This is a genomic window from Pseudomonas sp. S2_A05 (assembly GCF_054668485.1).
The window spans coordinates 525,160-541,753 of sequence record NZ_CP162775.1 but is presented as its reverse complement, the minus strand read 5'-3'; the positions used below and the strand labels follow the sequence as shown (position 1 = coordinate 541,753).

The 16,594-nt window shown below is 59.8% G+C and carries 17 protein-coding genes; 6 read left to right on the top strand and 11 right to left on the bottom strand.

Going from position 1 to position 16,594, the window contains the following annotated elements; all coding sequences use genetic code 11:
• Positions 1–6 precede the first annotated feature (6 nt).
• From AB4O12_RS02555 to AB4O12_RS02535, 5 genes are all read right to left on the bottom strand, one after another.
• Entirely contained in the window at positions 7–543 is a 537-nt protein-coding gene (locus AB4O12_RS02555) for a C40 family peptidase (RefSeq protein ID WP_460060268.1), read from the bottom strand.
• A 215-nt stretch (positions 544–758) separates the two neighbouring features.
• Positions 759–1,376, bottom strand: a complete 618-nt coding sequence (locus AB4O12_RS02550; RefSeq protein WP_016773699.1) for a C40 family peptidase — start codon at positions 1,374–1,376, stop codon at positions 759–761.
• A 191-nt stretch (positions 1,377–1,567) separates the two neighbouring features.
• A complete protein-coding gene (hda, locus tag AB4O12_RS02545) occupies positions 1,568–2,272 on the bottom strand; it encodes a DnaA regulatory inactivator Hda (protein WP_007919828.1) in 705 nt (234 codons plus the stop codon).
• 206 nt (positions 2,273–2,478) lie between these two features.
• Positions 2,479–3,552, bottom strand: coding sequence for an AI-2E family transporter (locus AB4O12_RS02540; RefSeq protein ID WP_095180755.1), 1,074 nt, complete (start codon positions 3,550–3,552; stop codon positions 2,479–2,481).
• Between the two features lie 34 nt (positions 3,553–3,586).
• Complete coding sequence (locus AB4O12_RS02535) at positions 3,587–4,651, bottom strand: DUF2066 domain-containing protein (RefSeq protein ID WP_252877705.1); 1,065 nt, start codon at positions 4,649–4,651, stop codon at positions 3,587–3,589.
• A gap of 373 nt (positions 4,652–5,024) precedes the next feature.
• On the opposite strand from AB4O12_RS02535, the gene purM reads away from it, so the two are divergent.
• From purM to AB4O12_RS02520, 3 genes are read left to right on the top strand one after another with little or no spacing between them, the layout of a single operon-like run.
• Entirely contained in the window at positions 5,025–6,083 is a 1,059-nt protein-coding gene (purM, locus tag AB4O12_RS02530) for a phosphoribosylformylglycinamidine cyclo-ligase (RefSeq protein WP_016773695.1), read from the top strand.
• Positions 6,083–6,733, top strand: a complete 651-nt coding sequence (purN, locus tag AB4O12_RS02525; protein WP_460060267.1) for a phosphoribosylglycinamide formyltransferase — start codon at positions 6,083–6,085, stop codon at positions 6,731–6,733. Before purM ends, purN begins: the two co-directional genes overlap by 1 nt.
• 8 nt (positions 6,734–6,741) lie before the next feature.
• Positions 6,742–7,455 carry a DUF3108 domain-containing protein gene (locus AB4O12_RS02520; RefSeq protein WP_056783915.1) on the top strand — a complete coding sequence of 238 codons (714 nt, stop codon included), beginning with the start codon at positions 6,742–6,744 and terminating at the stop codon, positions 7,453–7,455.
• Between the two features lie 241 nt (positions 7,456–7,696).
• Here the strand turns inward: AB4O12_RS02520 and AB4O12_RS02515 are convergent, their stop codons facing one another.
• Together AB4O12_RS02515 and AB4O12_RS02510 are read right to left on the bottom strand one after the other, a co-directional pair.
• Complete coding sequence (locus AB4O12_RS02515) at positions 7,697–9,322, bottom strand: methyl-accepting chemotaxis protein (protein WP_024012161.1); 1,626 nt, start codon at positions 9,320–9,322, stop codon at positions 7,697–7,699.
• A 138-nt stretch (positions 9,323–9,460) separates the two neighbouring features.
• Positions 9,461–10,507 carry an amidohydrolase family protein gene (locus AB4O12_RS02510; protein WP_375123299.1) on the bottom strand — a complete coding sequence of 349 codons (1,047 nt, stop codon included), beginning with the start codon at positions 10,505–10,507 and terminating at the stop codon, positions 9,461–9,463.
• Positions 10,508–10,636: 129 nt separating this feature from the next.
• Between AB4O12_RS02510 and AB4O12_RS02505 the strand changes: the two genes are divergently transcribed.
• Both AB4O12_RS02505 and AB4O12_RS02500 read left to right on the top strand, forming a co-directional pair.
• A complete protein-coding gene (locus AB4O12_RS02505) occupies positions 10,637–11,053 on the top strand; it encodes an OsmC family protein (protein ID WP_056783910.1) in 417 nt (138 codons plus the stop codon).
• 61 nt (positions 11,054–11,114) lie between these two features.
• On the top strand, positions 11,115–11,981 hold the full coding sequence (locus AB4O12_RS02500) for a pirin family protein (RefSeq protein ID WP_056783908.1): 867 nt from the start codon (positions 11,115–11,117) through the stop codon (positions 11,979–11,981).
• Between the two features lie 456 nt (positions 11,982–12,437).
• On the opposite strand, the gene AB4O12_RS02495 is transcribed toward AB4O12_RS02500, so the two are convergent.
• The 4 genes from AB4O12_RS02495 to AB4O12_RS02480 all read right to left on the bottom strand — a co-directional run bounded on the left by AB4O12_RS02495 (position 12,438) and on the right by AB4O12_RS02480 (position 16,148).
• A complete protein-coding gene (locus tag AB4O12_RS02495; protein WP_252879670.1) occupies positions 12,438–13,166 on the bottom strand; it encodes a dienelactone hydrolase family protein in 729 nt (242 codons plus the stop codon).
• 69 nt (positions 13,167–13,235) lie between these two features.
• Complete coding sequence (htpG, locus tag AB4O12_RS02490; protein ID WP_056786759.1) at positions 13,236–15,140, bottom strand: molecular chaperone HtpG; 1,905 nt, start codon at positions 15,138–15,140, stop codon at positions 13,236–13,238.
• An 82-nt stretch (positions 15,141–15,222) separates the two neighbouring features.
• Positions 15,223–15,675 (bottom strand): PaaI family thioesterase, encoded by a 453-nt coding sequence (locus AB4O12_RS02485; protein ID WP_042607592.1) that lies wholly within the window; start codon positions 15,673–15,675, stop codon positions 15,223–15,225.
• Complete coding sequence (locus AB4O12_RS02480) at positions 15,672–16,148, bottom strand: PaaI family thioesterase (protein WP_024012154.1); 477 nt, start codon at positions 16,146–16,148, stop codon at positions 15,672–15,674. The genes AB4O12_RS02485 and AB4O12_RS02480 overlap by 4 nt, the downstream gene beginning before the upstream one ends.
• Positions 16,149–16,306: 158 nt before the next feature.
• Here AB4O12_RS02480 and AB4O12_RS02475 point away from each other — a divergent pair, with 158 nt between their 5' ends.
• Complete coding sequence (locus AB4O12_RS02475) at positions 16,307–16,543, top strand: hypothetical protein (protein WP_007959016.1); 237 nt, start codon at positions 16,307–16,309, stop codon at positions 16,541–16,543.
• Positions 16,544–16,594 lie beyond the last annotated feature (51 nt).

Here is a 16,594-nt window from a genome sequence, read left to right as displayed (position 1 = left end):
TACGCACTAGGGGTTATGCGCCAGCTGCCCCGGCTGCAACACCCGCTTGGCGCTCAGATACGCCTTCTGCCAATAGGCCTTCGACAGGCTATCGAGCTTGACCGTGCCGCCCGTGGCCGGGGCATGCACGAAGCGCCCTTCCCCCACGTAAATCCCCGCATGACTGACCTGCGAGCCGCCATTGGTGGCGAAGAAGATCAGGTCGCCGGTTTGCAGGCCTTCCTTGCCGACATTCGGCGCCTGCATGACGATCATTTCGCGGGTCGAGCGTGGCAGTGAAATTCCCGCCGCGTCGCGGTAGACAAACCCGATCAGACCACTGCAATCAAAGCCCGAATCTGGCGTGTTGCCGCCCCAGCGATACGGCGTACCGACCAGGCCGAGGGCACGGAACAGCACGTCTTCAGCAACGGGGGAAAAAGCCTGGGAGGGAGCGAACACGATCGGCGCGCGAACCACGAGGGCTGGCGGCGGTGTGCGGCTGGCGCAGGCGCTGAGCAGCGCGGCGCAAAGGATCAAGGTGAGGCGGGCCGACATCGTCATAAGCAGAACATCCTGATCTGGCTGCGGCTTTCTCTGCCGAATGGACAGAAACAAAACCGCCTGCGTCATCACGCAGGCGGTTTGCCATCAATATAGATTCAGGATTCTAGCGGCTACGCGGCAAACTTCAAGTAAGACTTTAACTTCACCTTGTAAAGTTTAGGTCTACTCCGTTGCCGTGCCGTTTTGTCGCCGCGAACGCAGCGACATGCAGGTTACTTGCGAGCGGTGACCACGGTCGGCGCCATGGCGAGTGCACGCTTGGCTTCGATGAAGGTCTTGCTCCAGTAGCTGTCACCCAGGCTGTCGATGCGAACACCGCCGCTGCGACGACTGCTGGAGTGGATGAACTGATTGTCACCCAGGTAGATCCCGGCGTGACTGACACGACCGCGACGACCATTGGTGGCGAAGAACAGCAGATCCCCCGGTTCAAGGTTGCTGCGCGAAACCAGTGGCGCATCAACGTTGATCATTTCGCGAGTGGAGCGCGGCAGGTTCATGCCCGCCTCTTCACGGAACAGGTAACCGATGAAACCGCTGCAATCGAAACCGGCTTCAGAAGTTCCGCCGAAACGGTAACGAGTACCGATCAGGGACATACCGCGTTCGAGGATGCTGTCAGCCAGTACAGGAAGCTGATAAGGCTTGCTGCCGTTGAACTGGTTGAGTTCTTTTTCGGTGTCCAGCTCTTCCTGGTAAATAACGGAAGACTGGGCAGTAGCAGAATTCTTGACCTGTTGCGGCGGCTCTTGAACCGGAGAATGAGCAGCACAACCGAATAACAGGGTAACGAGTGCGAGAGGCACGAGGGGTGCGAAGCGCTTTAGCATGGGCACGACCGTGGCTGATAGTTGTAAAGAAGCCGAGACTATGCCCGCTATCGTCCTCATTTGCAAATTCAATCGAACTTTATGTGACTTCCCGGTTTCGCGTTTACATCTAAGCGCGTAACTCGTCTGGCCGGTGAATCGGCGCAGGGACGCGGGTTTTGTGGCGCCTGAAAGCTGGCAAAAGCCCACTACTACCAGCCAAGAGTTTCCTTGAGGAAGGGAATGGTCAGCTTGCGTTGCGCTTGCAGGGACGCCTGATCAAGCTGCTCGAGAAGATCGAACAGCGCGCTCATGCTGCGCGTGCCGCGAGTGAGAATGAAGTGCCCGACTTCATCGGTCAGGTGCAGACCGCGACGGGATGCGCGCAATTGCAGCGCACGCAATTTGTCTTCATCGGAGAGTGGGCGCATCTGGAAGATCAGCGCCAGGGTCAGGCGCGATTTCAGGTCGGCCAGCTTCACTGGCAATTCGCGCGGCGAAGTGGACGCGGCGATCAGCAGGCGCCGGCCGCTGTCACGCAGACGATTGAACAGATGAAACATCGCCTCTTCCCAGTCGGCCTTGCCGGCAATCACCTGCAAGTCATCCAGGCAGACCAGTTCGTACTGCTCAAGGTTGTCGAGGATTTCCACGCCGCGATCCATCAACTCGGCCAGCGGCAGATATACCGCCGGTTCGCCCATCTGCTCGAAGCGCAGGCACGCGGCCTGCAACAGATGCGTGCGCCCGACGCCGTGTTTGCCCCACAGGTAGATCAGGCTCTCCGTCCACCCGGCGTCGGCTTCGCAGAGACGCTCGACATAGCCGAGTGCAGCGGCATTGGCGCCTGGGTAGTAGTTGATGAAGGTGGCGTCGTCACGCAGACGCACACCTAGGGGCAGCTGAATCGGTTTCATGCTGACTGAACAGTTCTCAAAGGAACCGTTAGTGGCCTCTGTGTAAAGTTGGCGAAGTTTATACCCGTGAGGCTGAGCGCACAATGCGACAGACCCCAAGCAAAATCAAAGGTTTGCGTTGACGCAGCGGTTTGATGACAGATTCTCTGGCGCCCTCGCTCGAACGAAACGCGGCAGCCCGGCCAAGCGCCGGGCCGCCCGCGCCATCACAGCTCAGGTTCGTCAACGCCGCTGTAGATCCCGGAGTCCTTATACAAGTCGTGGACATGACGCACCAGCACCATGATCACCGCCGCCACTGGCAACGCCAGCAGCACGCCTGTAAAACCGAACAGCTCGCCACCCGCGAGGATCGCGAAGATCACCGCCACCGGGTGCAAGCCGATGCGGTCCCCGACCAGCAGCGGCGTCAGCACCATGCCTTCCAGTGCCTGACCGACCATGAACACTGCGACGATCCCGACCATCGGGTACAGATCGCCCCCGAACTGGAACAATCCGGCGATCAATGCCGCACCGATGCCGATGACAAAACCCATGTACGGCACAATCGCCGCGAGCCCGGCAATCAGGCCGATCAACAGCCCCAGTTCCAGACCGACGATCATCAGGCCGGCGGCATAAATCACCCCCAACGCAACCATCACCAGCAACTGCCCGCGCACGAACGCGCCGAGCACTTCGTGGCACTCGCCCGCCAGCGCAACCACGCGCTCTTCGCGATCACGTGGGAGCAGGCTGCGGATCTTGCCCATCATCACGTCCCAGTCGCGCAGCAGATAGAAGCTCACCACCGGAATCAGCACCAGGTTTGCCAGCCAGCCGATCAGCGCCAGGCTCGAGGCCGTCGCCTGACTCAGCACCACACCGACGATGTCGGTGGTCTGGCCCATGTGCTCGCTGATCGCGGCTTTGACTTTATCGAACTTCCAGAAGCCGTCCGACAAACCAAGCTTCGCTTGCGCCCACGGCACAGCGGTGTGCTGCAACCAGTCGAGCATCTGCGGCGCCAGCTCGTACAGACGCAGCAACTGCTTGGCGAGCATCGGTACCAGCACCAGCATCAACGCCGTGACGATCAAGGTGAACAAGGCAAACACGGCAATCACGCCCCAGGTTCGCGACAGCCCGAGCCGCTCCAGACGATCCACCAGCGGATCGAACAGATAAGCCAGCAACAACGCGACCAGAAACGGCGTGAGGATCGGATGCAGCAACCATACAAACGCGCAAAGCAGGACTACCCCACCGAGCCAGAACCAACGCCGCGTATCGGCCATTTACCACTCCTGATGCTTCTATATAAGGAAAGACTTACCAGCGAAACCGCAACGACGGTGCCGCCGCTGCCGGGGCTGGCGCTGGCGCTGCAACCGCAGGCGTACCATCCGCCGCTGGCTGGGCAGGCGCCACCGGAACCGGCGCTTCGGCCGGCAGCTCCTGCAACTTCGCCAGCGACAATTGCGCGCGCAACTGATCGGCGCTGCCATTGACCCGATAGACGATCCGATCGCCCTGCACGCTTTGCAGACGCACGCCGAACGGTTCGAGTAACCGCAGCAGCGCCGCATAATGCTCCAGATTCATGCCCTGCACTTCCAGCGTCTGCTGACCCGATGCGCCGGGTTTGGCGACGAATCGCGGCGCCAGACGCTCGGCCACCGCCAGCATCACCGCATCGGCAATCGCAGCCTGATCGGCGCCCTGCACGCTGCCGGCCTCTTTCTGATCACCGAGCCACAAGCGCCATTTTGCCTGCCACTGTCCGCCCTCTTCGCGGGCATGCACCGCCAGCAAGGCGTCGGCGTTGTAGCGCTCCGAAGCACTGCGCAAGGGCGCGGGGTCAGCGCTTTCCAGCGCGGGTGCGGTGGCAACCAATTGCTCGCTGAGATCAGCCAGCGGCAAGCGCAGTGGCAAACCGCGATGTTGTGCGGCCGTGCGCAACGCTGAGGCTGCGGCCTGACCGTCACCGACCAGGCTCGCACCTTCAGTTGAATCGTTCAGCCACCAGCCGAGGATCGACGGTCGACTGGCGCCCCACACCGGCAACCCGGCCCGACGCAAGGCCTGCTCGGTGGTTGCCGGATCGAAATCGACTTTCAGCACTTCCGGTGGCCCGGCATCGAAACCGAACTGGCTGATGATCTGCTGCGGGTCCTTGCGGATCGGCGCCAGCCCCGGGTTCTGCGCGGCTTTCGGGTCGCCGGTCAGGCGCAGCACCAGGGTATCGAGCGCCGCCTGCGTGGCGCGATCGCGCTCTTCCGGCGCCTGGCCGTTGACCGGCTGACGCACCTGATACAGACCTTTGAGGTTTTCGGCATGGCTCGCCAGGCTGACCAGCGTCAGGCAGCCTACAAATAACAATTTACAAAAACGCATGGAAAATTCCCGTCGACAGGAGCGGCTGGAACACGCCGCGTGAACCGGTTGAGCAAGGCTGTGACCCCCACCTCTTGCAAAACATTCACACGGTGGCGGTAAGTTTTTGCACAGTCCTAACGATAGACGGTTAATCGCCACACCTTATACAGGCAGTCATACCCTGCGATTGCAAAAAATTTCCGCCGATATGGCCCTGCCCGTCGGTGCGAGGATGGCCGCTGCCCCTCAAGCCTGATAAAATCGCGCGCCTTCGCAGACCGGCAACAGCCGGGCCCCTCGAAACTCGCGTGAGGCGATCGCCCATCGAGTTCGATGTTCCCGCTGAACTCGGTCGTTACCCCCTGAATCCCCTCCCCTAAAGGCCTGGATCATGAGCAAGCAACCCTCCCTGAGCTACAAGGACGCCGGTGTAGACATCGACGCCGGTGAAGCATTGGTCGAACGCATCAAGAGCGTCGCCAAGCGCACTGCGCGCCCGGAAGTCATGGGCGGCCTGGGCGGTTTCGGCGCCCTCTGCGAAATCCCGGCCGGCTACAAGCAGCCAGTGCTGGTCTCCGGCACCGACGGCGTCGGCACCAAGCTGCGTCTGGCGCTGAACCTGAACAAGCACGACAGCATCGGCATCGACCTGGTCGCCATGTGCGTCAACGATCTGGTGGTGTGCGGCGCCGAGCCGCTGTTCTTCCTCGACTACTACGCCACCGGCAAACTGAATGTCGACACCGCTGCCCAGGTTGTCACCGGCATCGGCGCTGGCTGCGAACTGTCGGGTTGCTCGCTGGTCGGCGGCGAAACCGCTGAAATGCCAGGCATGTACGAAGGCGAGGACTACGACCTGGCCGGCTTCTGCGTCGGCGTCGTGGAAAAAGCGGAAATCATCGACGGCTCGAAAGTCGCCACCGGTGACGCCCTGATCGCCCTGCCATCGTCCGGCCCGCACTCCAACGGCTACTCGCTGATCCGCAAGATCATCGAAGTCTCCGGCGCCGACATCGAAAACACCCAGCTCGACGGCAAACCGCTGACCGACCTGCTGATGGCCCCGACCCGCATCTACGTCAAGCCACTGCTCAAGCTGATCAAGGACACTGGCGCTGTGAAGGCCATGGCCCACATCACCGGTGGCGGCCTGCTCGACAACATCCCGCGCGTGTTGCCAAAAGGCGCGCAAGCTGTGGTTGACGTGGCAAGCTGGACTCGCCCGGCCGTATTCGACTGGCTGCAAGAGAAAGGCAACGTTGATGAAACCGAAATGCACCGCGTGCTCAACTGCGGCGTCGGCATGGTCATCTGCGTGGCTCAGGAGCACGTCGAAGTGGCCCTGAACACCCTGCGTGACGCCGGCGAGCAGCCTTGGGTCATCGGTCAGATCGCCGTGGCCGCCGAGGGCGCTGCGCAAGTCGAGCTGAAGAACCTCAAGGCTCACTGATGCCAAAGTCCTGTGATGTCGTGGTGCTGTTGTCCGGCACCGGCAGTAACTTGCAGGCTCTGATCGACAGCACGCGGACCGGCGACAGCCCGGTCCGCATCGCTGCGGTGATTTCCAACCGCGCCGACGCCTACGGCCTGCAACGCGCCCGCGACGCGGGTATCGCCACCCGCTCGCTGGATCACAAGGCATTCGAAGGCCGCGAGGCCTTCGATGCCGCGCTGATCGAACTGATCGACCAATTCAACCCCGAACTCGTGGTGCTGGCCGGCTTCATGCGCATTCTCAGCGCTGATTTCGTGCGTCATTACCAGGGTCGCCTGCTCAACATCCACCCGTCGCTGCTGCCCAAATACAAAGGGTTACACACTCATCAGCGCGCGCTGGAGGCCGGCGATACGGAACATGGCTGCTCCGTGCACTTCGTCACCGAGGAACTCGATGGCGGACCACTGGTCGTACAAGCAGTATTACCGGTAGAGTTGCACGACACGCCGCAGAGTCTGGCGCAACGAATCCACGCCCAGGAACACCTGATCTATCCGATGGCAGTACGCTGGTTTGCCGAAGGCAGGCTGACACTCGGTGACCAGGGTGCTTTACTCGACGGTCAGCCACTCGCCGCCAGCGGCCACTTGATTCGACACTAGGAGATATTATGCGTCGCGCCCTGCTCTTCGCTTGCGCTCTGCTCGCCCTGCCCTTCGCGCAGGCAGCGGACCTTCAACCGTTCTCCGCCAGCTACACCGCCGACTGGAAGCAGCTGCCCATGAGCGGCACCGCCGAACGCAGCCTGACCAAGGAAGCCGACGGCGTCTGGAAGCTCAGCTTCAAGGCCTCGATGATGATCGCCAGCCTGACTGAAGAAAGCACCCTGAAGCTGGACAAGGACACGCTGCTGCCGCAGTCCTACCACTTTGAACGTGGTGGTCTGGGCAAAGCGAAAAAAGCTGATCTGGACTTCGACTGGGCCAATAAACTGGTGACCGGCACCGACCGTGGCGACGCGGTGAAGATCCCGCTGAACCGCGGCATGGTCGACAAGTCGACCTATCAACTGGCGCTGCAGCACGACGTTGCCGCCGGCAAGAAAAGCATGAGCTATCAGGTGGTTGATGATGGCGAAGTCGATACCTACGACTTCCGCGTGCTGGGTTCGGAAAAGGTCGACACCAAGGCCGGCCAGATCGATGCGATCAAGGTCGAGCGCGTGCGCGATCCGACACAAAGCAAACGCATCACCGTGCTGTGGTTCGCCAAGGATTGGGATTACCTGCTGGTGCGCCTGCAACAGGTCGAGACTGACGGCAAGGAGTACAACATCATGCTCCAGGACGGTACTGTCAACGGCAAGACTGTCAAAGGCAGCTGATCCGTCGCAAGAACAGAGAGCCCCGCGAATGCGGGGCTTTTGTTTATCTGTTCGATGATACTGCGCGGCGGCCCTACCCCTCACCCCAGCCCTCTCCCGAGGGAGAGGGAGCCGACCGAGGTGTCTGCCGCTAACCATCGACCTGAGAAACCGAGTCGAATATGGATTCCAAAGCATCGCACGATTAGTCCCCTCTCCCCTCCGGGAGAGGGTTAGGTTGAGGGGCTTTTGAAGGTCAAACTCACACCGAAAACCGCGCCACCATCCCGTTCAGATCCACCGCCAACTTCGACAACTCCTGACTCGCCGCACTGGTCTGATTGGCCCCCGCCGATGTCTGCATCGCCAGATCACGAATATTCATCAGGTTGCGATCCACCTCCCGCGCCACCGCTGCCTGCTCTTCCGAGGCGCTGGCGATGACCAGATTGCGCTCGTTGATCAAGGTAAACGCCGAGGCAATTTCCTCCAGGGCCGAGCCTGCGCTCTTCGCCAGCTCGAGGGTCGAGCGCGCCCTTGAGTTGCTTTGCTGCATCGAACTGACCGCTGAATCGGTGCCCTGCTGGATCCCGCCGATCATTTGCTCGATTTCCTGGGTCGACTGCTGGGTGCGATGCGCCAGCGCCCGCACTTCATCTGCCACTACTGCAAAGCCACGCCCGGCATCACCGGCGCGCGCGGCTTCGATCGCAGCGTTGAGGGCGAGCAGATTGGTCTGTTCGGCGATCGAGCGAATCACGTCCAGCACTTTGCTGATGCCATGAACCTTTTGCGCCAGCGCCTCGACCTGCGCGGCATTATTGGTGACATCGCCAGCGAGAAACTCGATCGACGTCACCGTCTGCTGCACTTGCTCGCGCCCTTGCCGGGCGATGCGGTCGGACTCGCGGGAGGCTTCGGACGTGGCCACGGCGTTGTTCGCCACCTCTTCCACCGCTGCTGTCATCTGGTTGACCGCAGTGGCGGCCTGTTCGATTTCCTGGCTCTGCTGATGCAGGCCGCGAGTGGCGTCTTCGGTGACACTGCTGAGTTCTTCGGCTGCCGAGGCCAACTGCGTTGACGACTCGGAGATGCGCCGGATCGTGTCGCGCAGATTGTGCTGCATGCTTTTCAACGCTTGCAGCAGACGCGCCGGCTCGTCTTTGCCAGTGATGTGAATGTCACCGGTCAAATCCCCACCGGCCACCACCTCGGCCACGCTGAGCGATTGCGACAATGGCACGACAATGCTGCGCGTCAGCAGCAACGCCAGGCCGACAGTAATCAGCGCAGCCATGGCGATCATTACTGCGACCCATAGCCGCGATTGCTTGAACACCAGCCGCGCGGCCTCAGTGGCCAGACCGGCATTCTGTTTATTCAACTCGACCAGCTCACGCAAAGTGGCGGCGATTTCATCGGCCAGCGGGCTCATCTGATCATTGAGAATCGTCGCAGCCTCAGCGACCCGATTCTGCGCCGACAGCTGTAGAACTTGTGCCTGAAGCTCAAGGTATTTGTGCTCGGTGCCCTTGAAGCGTTCGAACAATACGCGCTCTTCAGGCAGCACGATCAGACCATCATAACGCTGCTGCGCTTCGCTCAAGCCACTGCGCAGTTCGTCGAGCTTGGCGACATTTTGCTCCAGTGCCTTGGGGTCACGGTTGAGCAACAGGCGCATGGTCAGCGCACGCAGACGCAGCATGTCCTGACTCATCTCCCCCACCGCCATCACGCTTGGCAGCCAGTTGTTGTCGACTTCATCGGACTGCGCTCGCATGTTCGACATTTGCAGCAAGGCGAACGCGCCGAGGGCAAACACCATCAGGGCCAGCAGGCCGAAACCGAGACCGGCGCGCGGGGCAATATTGAGACTACGGATATTCATCACTCTGGCTCCTTCCAAAAGCGCTGCATCAGCCTGCAGCGGGTTGCTTTAGAAGGTATCGGCATTGCCGTGAAATTGCGTAAGACGAAAAAGCGATAGGCAGACGAGCGGCTAGTCCGAACTCATGGCTTTGACGTTTCAGCGCGGAGCAGCGGATTTTTCTGTGTTGCGCGGCAATATTGCCAGGAAGTTATCGCGCGCGACTTTGCGCGCCACCCCTTCCGGCAGCGCATCGAGAAACGGCTTGTAGCTGTGCATTTCCTGACCAAGCTTGTTGAACCGTCCTACCACGTCAGAGCCGAGCATGAAGCGCTCGGGATACTTTTCCACCAGCGCCAGCCATTCGGCGCGCGGCTTGCCCTGCTCGTCCAGCAGATACGGCGTGAGCATGCTCCACGACAGGTCGATAAACAGATTCGGATAAGCCTCAAGCATGCGCGTCAGGGTTGGCAGGAGAAACGGCAACTGGGTCTGATGCCGATGGATCTCGGCGCTGGTGCCGGCATGCGCCCAGATGAATCGCGTGTGCGGATGGTTGCGCAGCGGCTCTTCGACTTCCTTCAGGTACAGCGGATTTTTCTCACGCTTGGAAGTGATGTTGGAATGCAGCATCACCGGCAGATCGTTTTCCGCAGCGAGGTGATAGATCTTGGTCATTGCCTCGTTGTTGGCTCGGGGCGTGTCGCCGGAGGTCAGCGCCGTCAGGTCATCGTGCCGGGTGAACACCTCGCCGATGCCCTGCCACAACCCCGGATACAGGTCGAGCATGCGCTGGATGTGCGCGGCGGAATTCTTGTCATTGGGATTGAAGCCGGACAGGAACGGATGAAAGTACTGGCGCTGCTCCGGCGCGAGCTTTTCCACCGCGTCGGCAACGATCACGTCAGTGGCGCTGTACCAATAGGCATCGGCGTCATCGCCGGCGTAGTAGCGCGGACGCTTGGGTTCGTCTTCGTGCCATTTCTTCGCCACGGGAATGCCGGAAATCATGACGTGCTCGATGGAATTGTCCTTCATGGCCGTGAGCAATTTCTGCATGCCGGCGCTTTCCTGGAAAAAATCCACGTAATGCAGGTGCGCATCGCTGTAGGTGTATTCGCGGGCACTGGCGCTGCCAGCGAACAGCAGCAGACAGGCAAGACTCAGACGAGACAAGGACACAAGTAATCTCCGGCAGATGGGCATAGCCTAGACCGCGCCCGAACGACAAGGGTTCATCCCTGCCGAAAAGCGGAACGCCCACTGCCGCGAATGCTCTATAACTGCAAGGTCTGTTTTGATCGAACGATTTTTCCTGCCGCCTGTGAGGTTTCCATGACTGTTACCGTCAATACCGTCTCTGCCGAAGGTTTTCGTCACACCGTCCAGATCGACGACCACGAATTGTTTGCCGATGTACCGAAAAACGCTGGGGGTGAAGGCACCGCGCCAGAGCCACACGACTACTTCGACGCAGCCCTTGGCGCCTGTAAAGCGCTGACCCTGAAGATGTACGCGAAGAAAAAAGACATCCCACTGACCGGCGTGGGAGTCGAAGTGAAGCGCGACAACAGCCAAGAGCAGAAAGGCAAATACGCCCTGCATGTCACCCTCACCCTCAAAGGTGTACTGACCGACGCTCAGCGCGAGGAACTGCTGCGTGTGGCCGATCGCTGCCCGATTCACAAATTGATGACCACCAGCGAAGTCAGTATCGAAACCCACGCACCACAAGGCTTCGACAGCCAATAATCCTCCCAATGCCAGCGGCGGGTTATGCTTCTGGCATCACCCGCTCAGCCTGGAATGCACCATGGACACGCCACTCCTGATCATCCGCCCGCGCGCCGAAGACGTCGAAGGCCAGCCGATTCTGCGCCCGCTGCCGTCAGCCAAATGCCGCAACGTCGGGCCTTTCGTGTTTTTCGACCACATGCTCGAGACGATTTATCCGACGGGTAAAGGCATGGATATCCGACAGCATCCGCACATTGGCCTGTCGACACTTACCTATCTGTTCGAAGGGCAATTGCAGCACAAAGACAGTCTGGGCTCCGATCAGGTGGTCGGCGCCGGCGATGTCAGCTGGATGACCGCTGGCAGCGCCATCGCCCACGTCGAGCGCACGCCTGCGCCACTGCTCGCCGAGACCTTCACTCTGCACGGCCTGCAAGTCTGGCTCGCCTCGCCCAAGGCACACGAAGAAGGCCCGGGGCATTACAGTCATCATCCGGCAGCGACGTTGCCGGTCAGCGATAACCTTGGCGTGCAGATTCGCATGATTGCCGGGTCAGGCTTTTGCCTGGAATCGCCGGTGCCGGTGCTTTCTCCTACGTTGTATGCGGAAGTGAAGATGCAGACCGCGACCACATTGCTGATTCCGGCCGAGCATGAAGAACGCGCGGTGTATGTGTTGAGCGGGGATGCGCAGTTGAACGGCGAGGCGATCGAGCCGCATGCGCTGGTGGTGTTGCCAGCCGGCGAAGAGATGAGCCTGTTTGCCGAAAGCGATGTGCACGCGGTGGTGTTCGGCGGCGCGGCGCTGGACGGTCCGAGGCGGATCAACTGGAATTTTGTTGCAAGCGATCCGGCGGCGATTGATGAGGCACGGCGCAAGTGGGCGGCCGGGGATTGGCCGACGGTGCCGGGGGAAGTCGAGCGGATCGAACTACCGCGCTAGGCCGCTTACCCTCACCCCAGCCCTCTCCCAGAGGGAGAGGGAGCCGACCGAGGCGTCTTGCGTTATACATCGACCTGAAAAGTCTCGGCGATTATGGATTCGCCTATTCACGTTCAGGTCGACGCCACTCCCGAGCAACCCCCAATCAGTCCCCTATCCCAGAGGGATAGGGAGCCGACCGAGGCGCCTTGCGTTATACATCGACCTGAAAAATCCCGGCGATTATGGATTCGCCTATTCAAGTTCAGGTCGACGTCACTCCCGAGCAACCCTCAATCAGTCGCCTATCCCAGAGGGATAGGGAGCCGACCGAGGCGTCTTGCGTTATACATCGACCTGAAAAGTCTCGGCGATTATGGATTCGCCTATTCACGTTCAGGTCGACGCCACTCCCGAGCAACCCCAATCAGTCCCCTCTCCCTCCGGGAGAGGGCTAGGGTGAGGGGCTTTTCGCTTTTAACCGTTGAACACTTCATCCAGCAAATCATGCATCGACTTGAACGCGCGCTTGGCGGTCTTTTCGTCGTACATCATCTTGCCCGGCACATTGGCGTGCGGATCGGTAAAGGAGTGCACCGCGCCGCCGTAGCTGAGCAGTTGCCAGTCGACCTTCGCCGCGTTCATCTCATCTTCGAATGCCGGCAGTTGCTCTTTCGGCACCAATGGATCGGACGCGCCATGCAGCACCAGCACCGAGCCCTTGATGTTCTGCGCATCCGCCGGGTTCGGCGAATCCAGCGTGCCGTGGAACGACACCGCCGCTTTTACCGGCGCGCCGGTGCGGGCCAGATCCAGCGCACAGCAACCACCGAAGCAGAAACCGAACACCGCCAGTTTTGACGTATCCACAGCGGCTTCGCCCTGGCTCTGCAATTGCTCAAATGCCACTTGCAGACGTTTGCGCAACAGCGCGCGGTCGTCCTTGAGCGGCATCATCGCTGCCAGCGCCTCATCAGCGTTCTGCGGACGTACGGTCTGGCCATAGACATCCGCAATCAGCACCACGTAACCCTTGGCCGCCACGGCTTTGGCGATGTCTTCAGCACCGGCGCTGACGCCCATCCAGTTCGGCGCCATCAGCAAACCCGGGCGCGCAGCCTTGTGCTCGGCGTCGAACGCCAGGCGACCTTCATAGGTCTGGCCGTCAATCTGATAGACCACGGAACGTACAGTGACTTGGCTCATTTCTGACTCCTGATTGTGTAAACACCAGAATGAAAAAACCCGCCGAAGCGGGTTTTTCCTACAACGTGATCAAACCGACAGTTCAACCAGCAGCTTGTTCAGCCGGCGCACGTAAGCGGCCGGATCCTTCAAGCTGTCGCCCGCCGCCAGGGCGGCCTGATCGAAGAGGATGTGCGACAGATCGCCAAAACGCTCTTCGCTCTGCTCGCCATCGAGTTTCTCGATCAGCGGGTGGCTCGGGTTGAACTCGAAGATCGGCTTCGAATCCGGGACTTTCTGCCCGCTGGCTTCGAGAATCTGGCGCATTTGCAGACCCAGATCCTGTTCGCCGATAGCCAGAATGGCCGGCGAGTCGGTCAGACGATGGGATACGCGAACTTCAGCCACGGAATCACCCAGCGCAGTTTTCAGGCGCTCGACCAGACCCTCTTTGGACTTGGCGACTTCTTCAGCGGCTTTCTTGTCCTCTTCCGAGTCCAGGTTGCCCAGATCGAGGTCACCGCGCGCCACGTCGACAAAAGTCTTGCCGTCGAATTCGCTGAGGTAGCTCATCAGCCACTCGTCGATGCGATCGGTGAGCAGCAGCACTTCGATGCCTTTCTTGCGGAAGACTTCCAGGTGCGGGCTGTTCTTGACCTGCGCGTAGGTTTCGCCGGTGAGGTAGTAGATCTTGTCCTGACCTTCCTTGGCGCGGGCCAGGTAGTCAGCCAGACCGACAATCTGCTCGCCGTCGTCGCCCTGGGTCGATGCAAAACGCAGCAGACCGGCAATTTTCTCTTTGTTGGCGAAATCTTCTGCCGGGCCTTCTTTCATGACCTGACCGAAGTTTTTCCAGAAGCCCTTGTATTGCTCAGGTTCGTTCTTCGCCAGTTTTTCCAGCATGTCGAGCACACGCTTGGTCAGCGCGGTTTTCATCGAATCGATGATCGGGTCTTTCTGCAGGATCTCACGCGACACGTTCAGCGACAGGTCGTTGGAATCGACCACGCCTTTGATGAAGCGCAGGTACAGCGGCAGGAACGACTCGGCCTGATCCATTACAAACACACGCTGCACGTACAGCTTCAGGCCCTTCGGCGCTTCACGCTGGTACAGGTCGAACGGCGCGCGGGCCGGCACGTACAGCAGCGAGCTGTACTCAAGCTTGCCTTCAACCTTGTTGTGGCTCCACGACAACGGATTCTCAAAGTCGTGCGCGATGTGTTTGTAGAACTCCTGGTATTCCTCGTCTTTGACTTCAGTGCGCGGACGGGTCCACAGGGCGCTGGCACGGTTGACGGTTTCCCATTCAACGGCTGGAGCCTCTTCGCCTTCGGCCGGAGTGACTTCCTTCGGCAGTTCGATCGGCAAAGCGATGTGGTCGGAGTACTTCTTGATGATGTTGCGCAGACGCCAGCCATCCGCGAATTCGTCTTCACCGGATTTCAGGTGCAGGACGATGCGGGTACCGCGCTCTGGCTTGTCAATGGTGGCGACTTCGAACTCGCCCTCGCCTTTCGACGACCAGTGCACGCCTTCGCTGGCATCGGTGCCGGCGCGACGGCTGTATACATCAACCTTGTCGGCGACGATAAAGGCCGAATAGAAGCCGACACCGAACTGGCCGATCAGGTGCGAATCTTTCTTCTGATCGCCGGACAGGTTTTTCATGAAATCGGCGGTGCCGGATTTGGCGATGGTCCCCAGGTGGGTGATCACATCGTCACGGTTCATGCCGATACCGTTGTCTTCGAGGGTGACGGTCTTGGCGTCCTTGTCGAAGCTCACACGGATTTTCAGGTCAGCGCCACCTTCGAGCAACTCAGGCTTGGCCAGGGCTTCGAAGCGCAGCTTGTCGACAGCGTCAGAGGCGTTCGAGATCAATTCGCGAAGGAAAATTTCCTTATTCGAATACAGCGAATGGATCATGAGGTGCAGCAGCTGCTTTACCTCGGTCTGGAAGCCCAGGGTTTCCTTTTGAGTTTCCACACTCATGGTCATCAAACTCCAATCAGATGGCAGTGGCCGCGACCCGAAATGGTCTGCGGCGGGTTGTCATCTGAGTTGGGGGCGCTGTTCAGGATTTCAAGGGCTCATCAATTTTGAAGTGCGCGCGGGCGGTGGCGATCGGTTCGCCCTCGGTACTCTGCCACGCCGTGACCGCAACGTTGGCCACGCGACGCCCCTGACGGCAGACCTGACACCTGGCCCACGTGTCGCGAAACTGCCCGGCGCGCAGGTAATCGAGGGAAAAATCGATGATCTTCGGCACGCCCGGCGTGCCGGTAAAAATCAGCAGATGCAGGGCTGCGGCCAGCTCCATGAAGCCGGCAATCACGCCGCCATGGATCGCCGGCAATAAAGGGTTACCAATGTTGTCCTTGTTCGCCGGCAGCTTGAACAAGAGCTCATCGCCAACCCGCGAACATTCGATACCGATCAGCCCGGCATAAGGAATCAACGCCAGCAGCGGCGCGTAATCGCCCTGCGCGTGGGCCTGCTGCAGCTGCTCCCTGAGATCGTTGCTCATTGGCTCGCTCCCTTGATCGCGCCCGCGAAACCTTTGCTGCCCTTCAAGCCGATGCCCATGCGCATGAATGTGCCGACGACGTGGGCAATCGGTTGCTCGGGATCGTCCTGGTAGGCAAAACCACGGGCAAAGATCACGTCGGTGGTGACGCGGTAGCACTGGGCAAAGCCGTACACCGCTTTGTTCGGTTCAGCGGCGTGCATGTAGTCGATGCGCAGATCGAGGGTCGGACAGACTTCGAACTCCGGCAGCACGCACAGGGTCGACATGCCGCATGCAGTGTCCATCAGTGAAGTGATGGCACCGCCGTGGATGACTCCGGTTTCGGGATTGCCGACGATTTTTTCGCTGTACGGCAGGATCACCGTCAGCCCTTCGCTGGAGGCACTGTGCACCTGCAGACCGAGGACCTGACAGTGCCGCAATGCCGATAAAAAGCGCGTCGCGCGCTCAAAAACGGGGTTTTCGGCCATGTGATAATTACTCGCGTTTGGGCCTTGTGCCAGTAGTGAGAAAAGCGGCAAAAGTTCCGTGATAAAACAAACTTATATATCTGAAACAATTGAGGAACTTAACCCGCAGCGCCGAGTTCTTAAGGCCAGTAGTTATTTTCCATAAGGAGATACACCCCATGCGTAAGACTTTAGCTATTGCCTTGATGTTGACCGCTTCCCTCGGTCTCGCTGCCTGCGATAAAAAATCCGAGGACAAAGCTCAAGATGCAAACCAACATGCTGAGCAAGCTCAGCAAGACATGAACAAAGCTCAGGATAAAGTGAACGACGCAGCAAAAGAAAACGCCGAAGCTGCCAAAGCTCAGGCTGAATCGAACGCCGCTGCTCAAGAAGAAGCCGCCAAAAAGCAATAAGCTTTGTGGTGTGAAAGAAAACCCGCCAAGTGCGGGTTTTCTTTTGCCTGC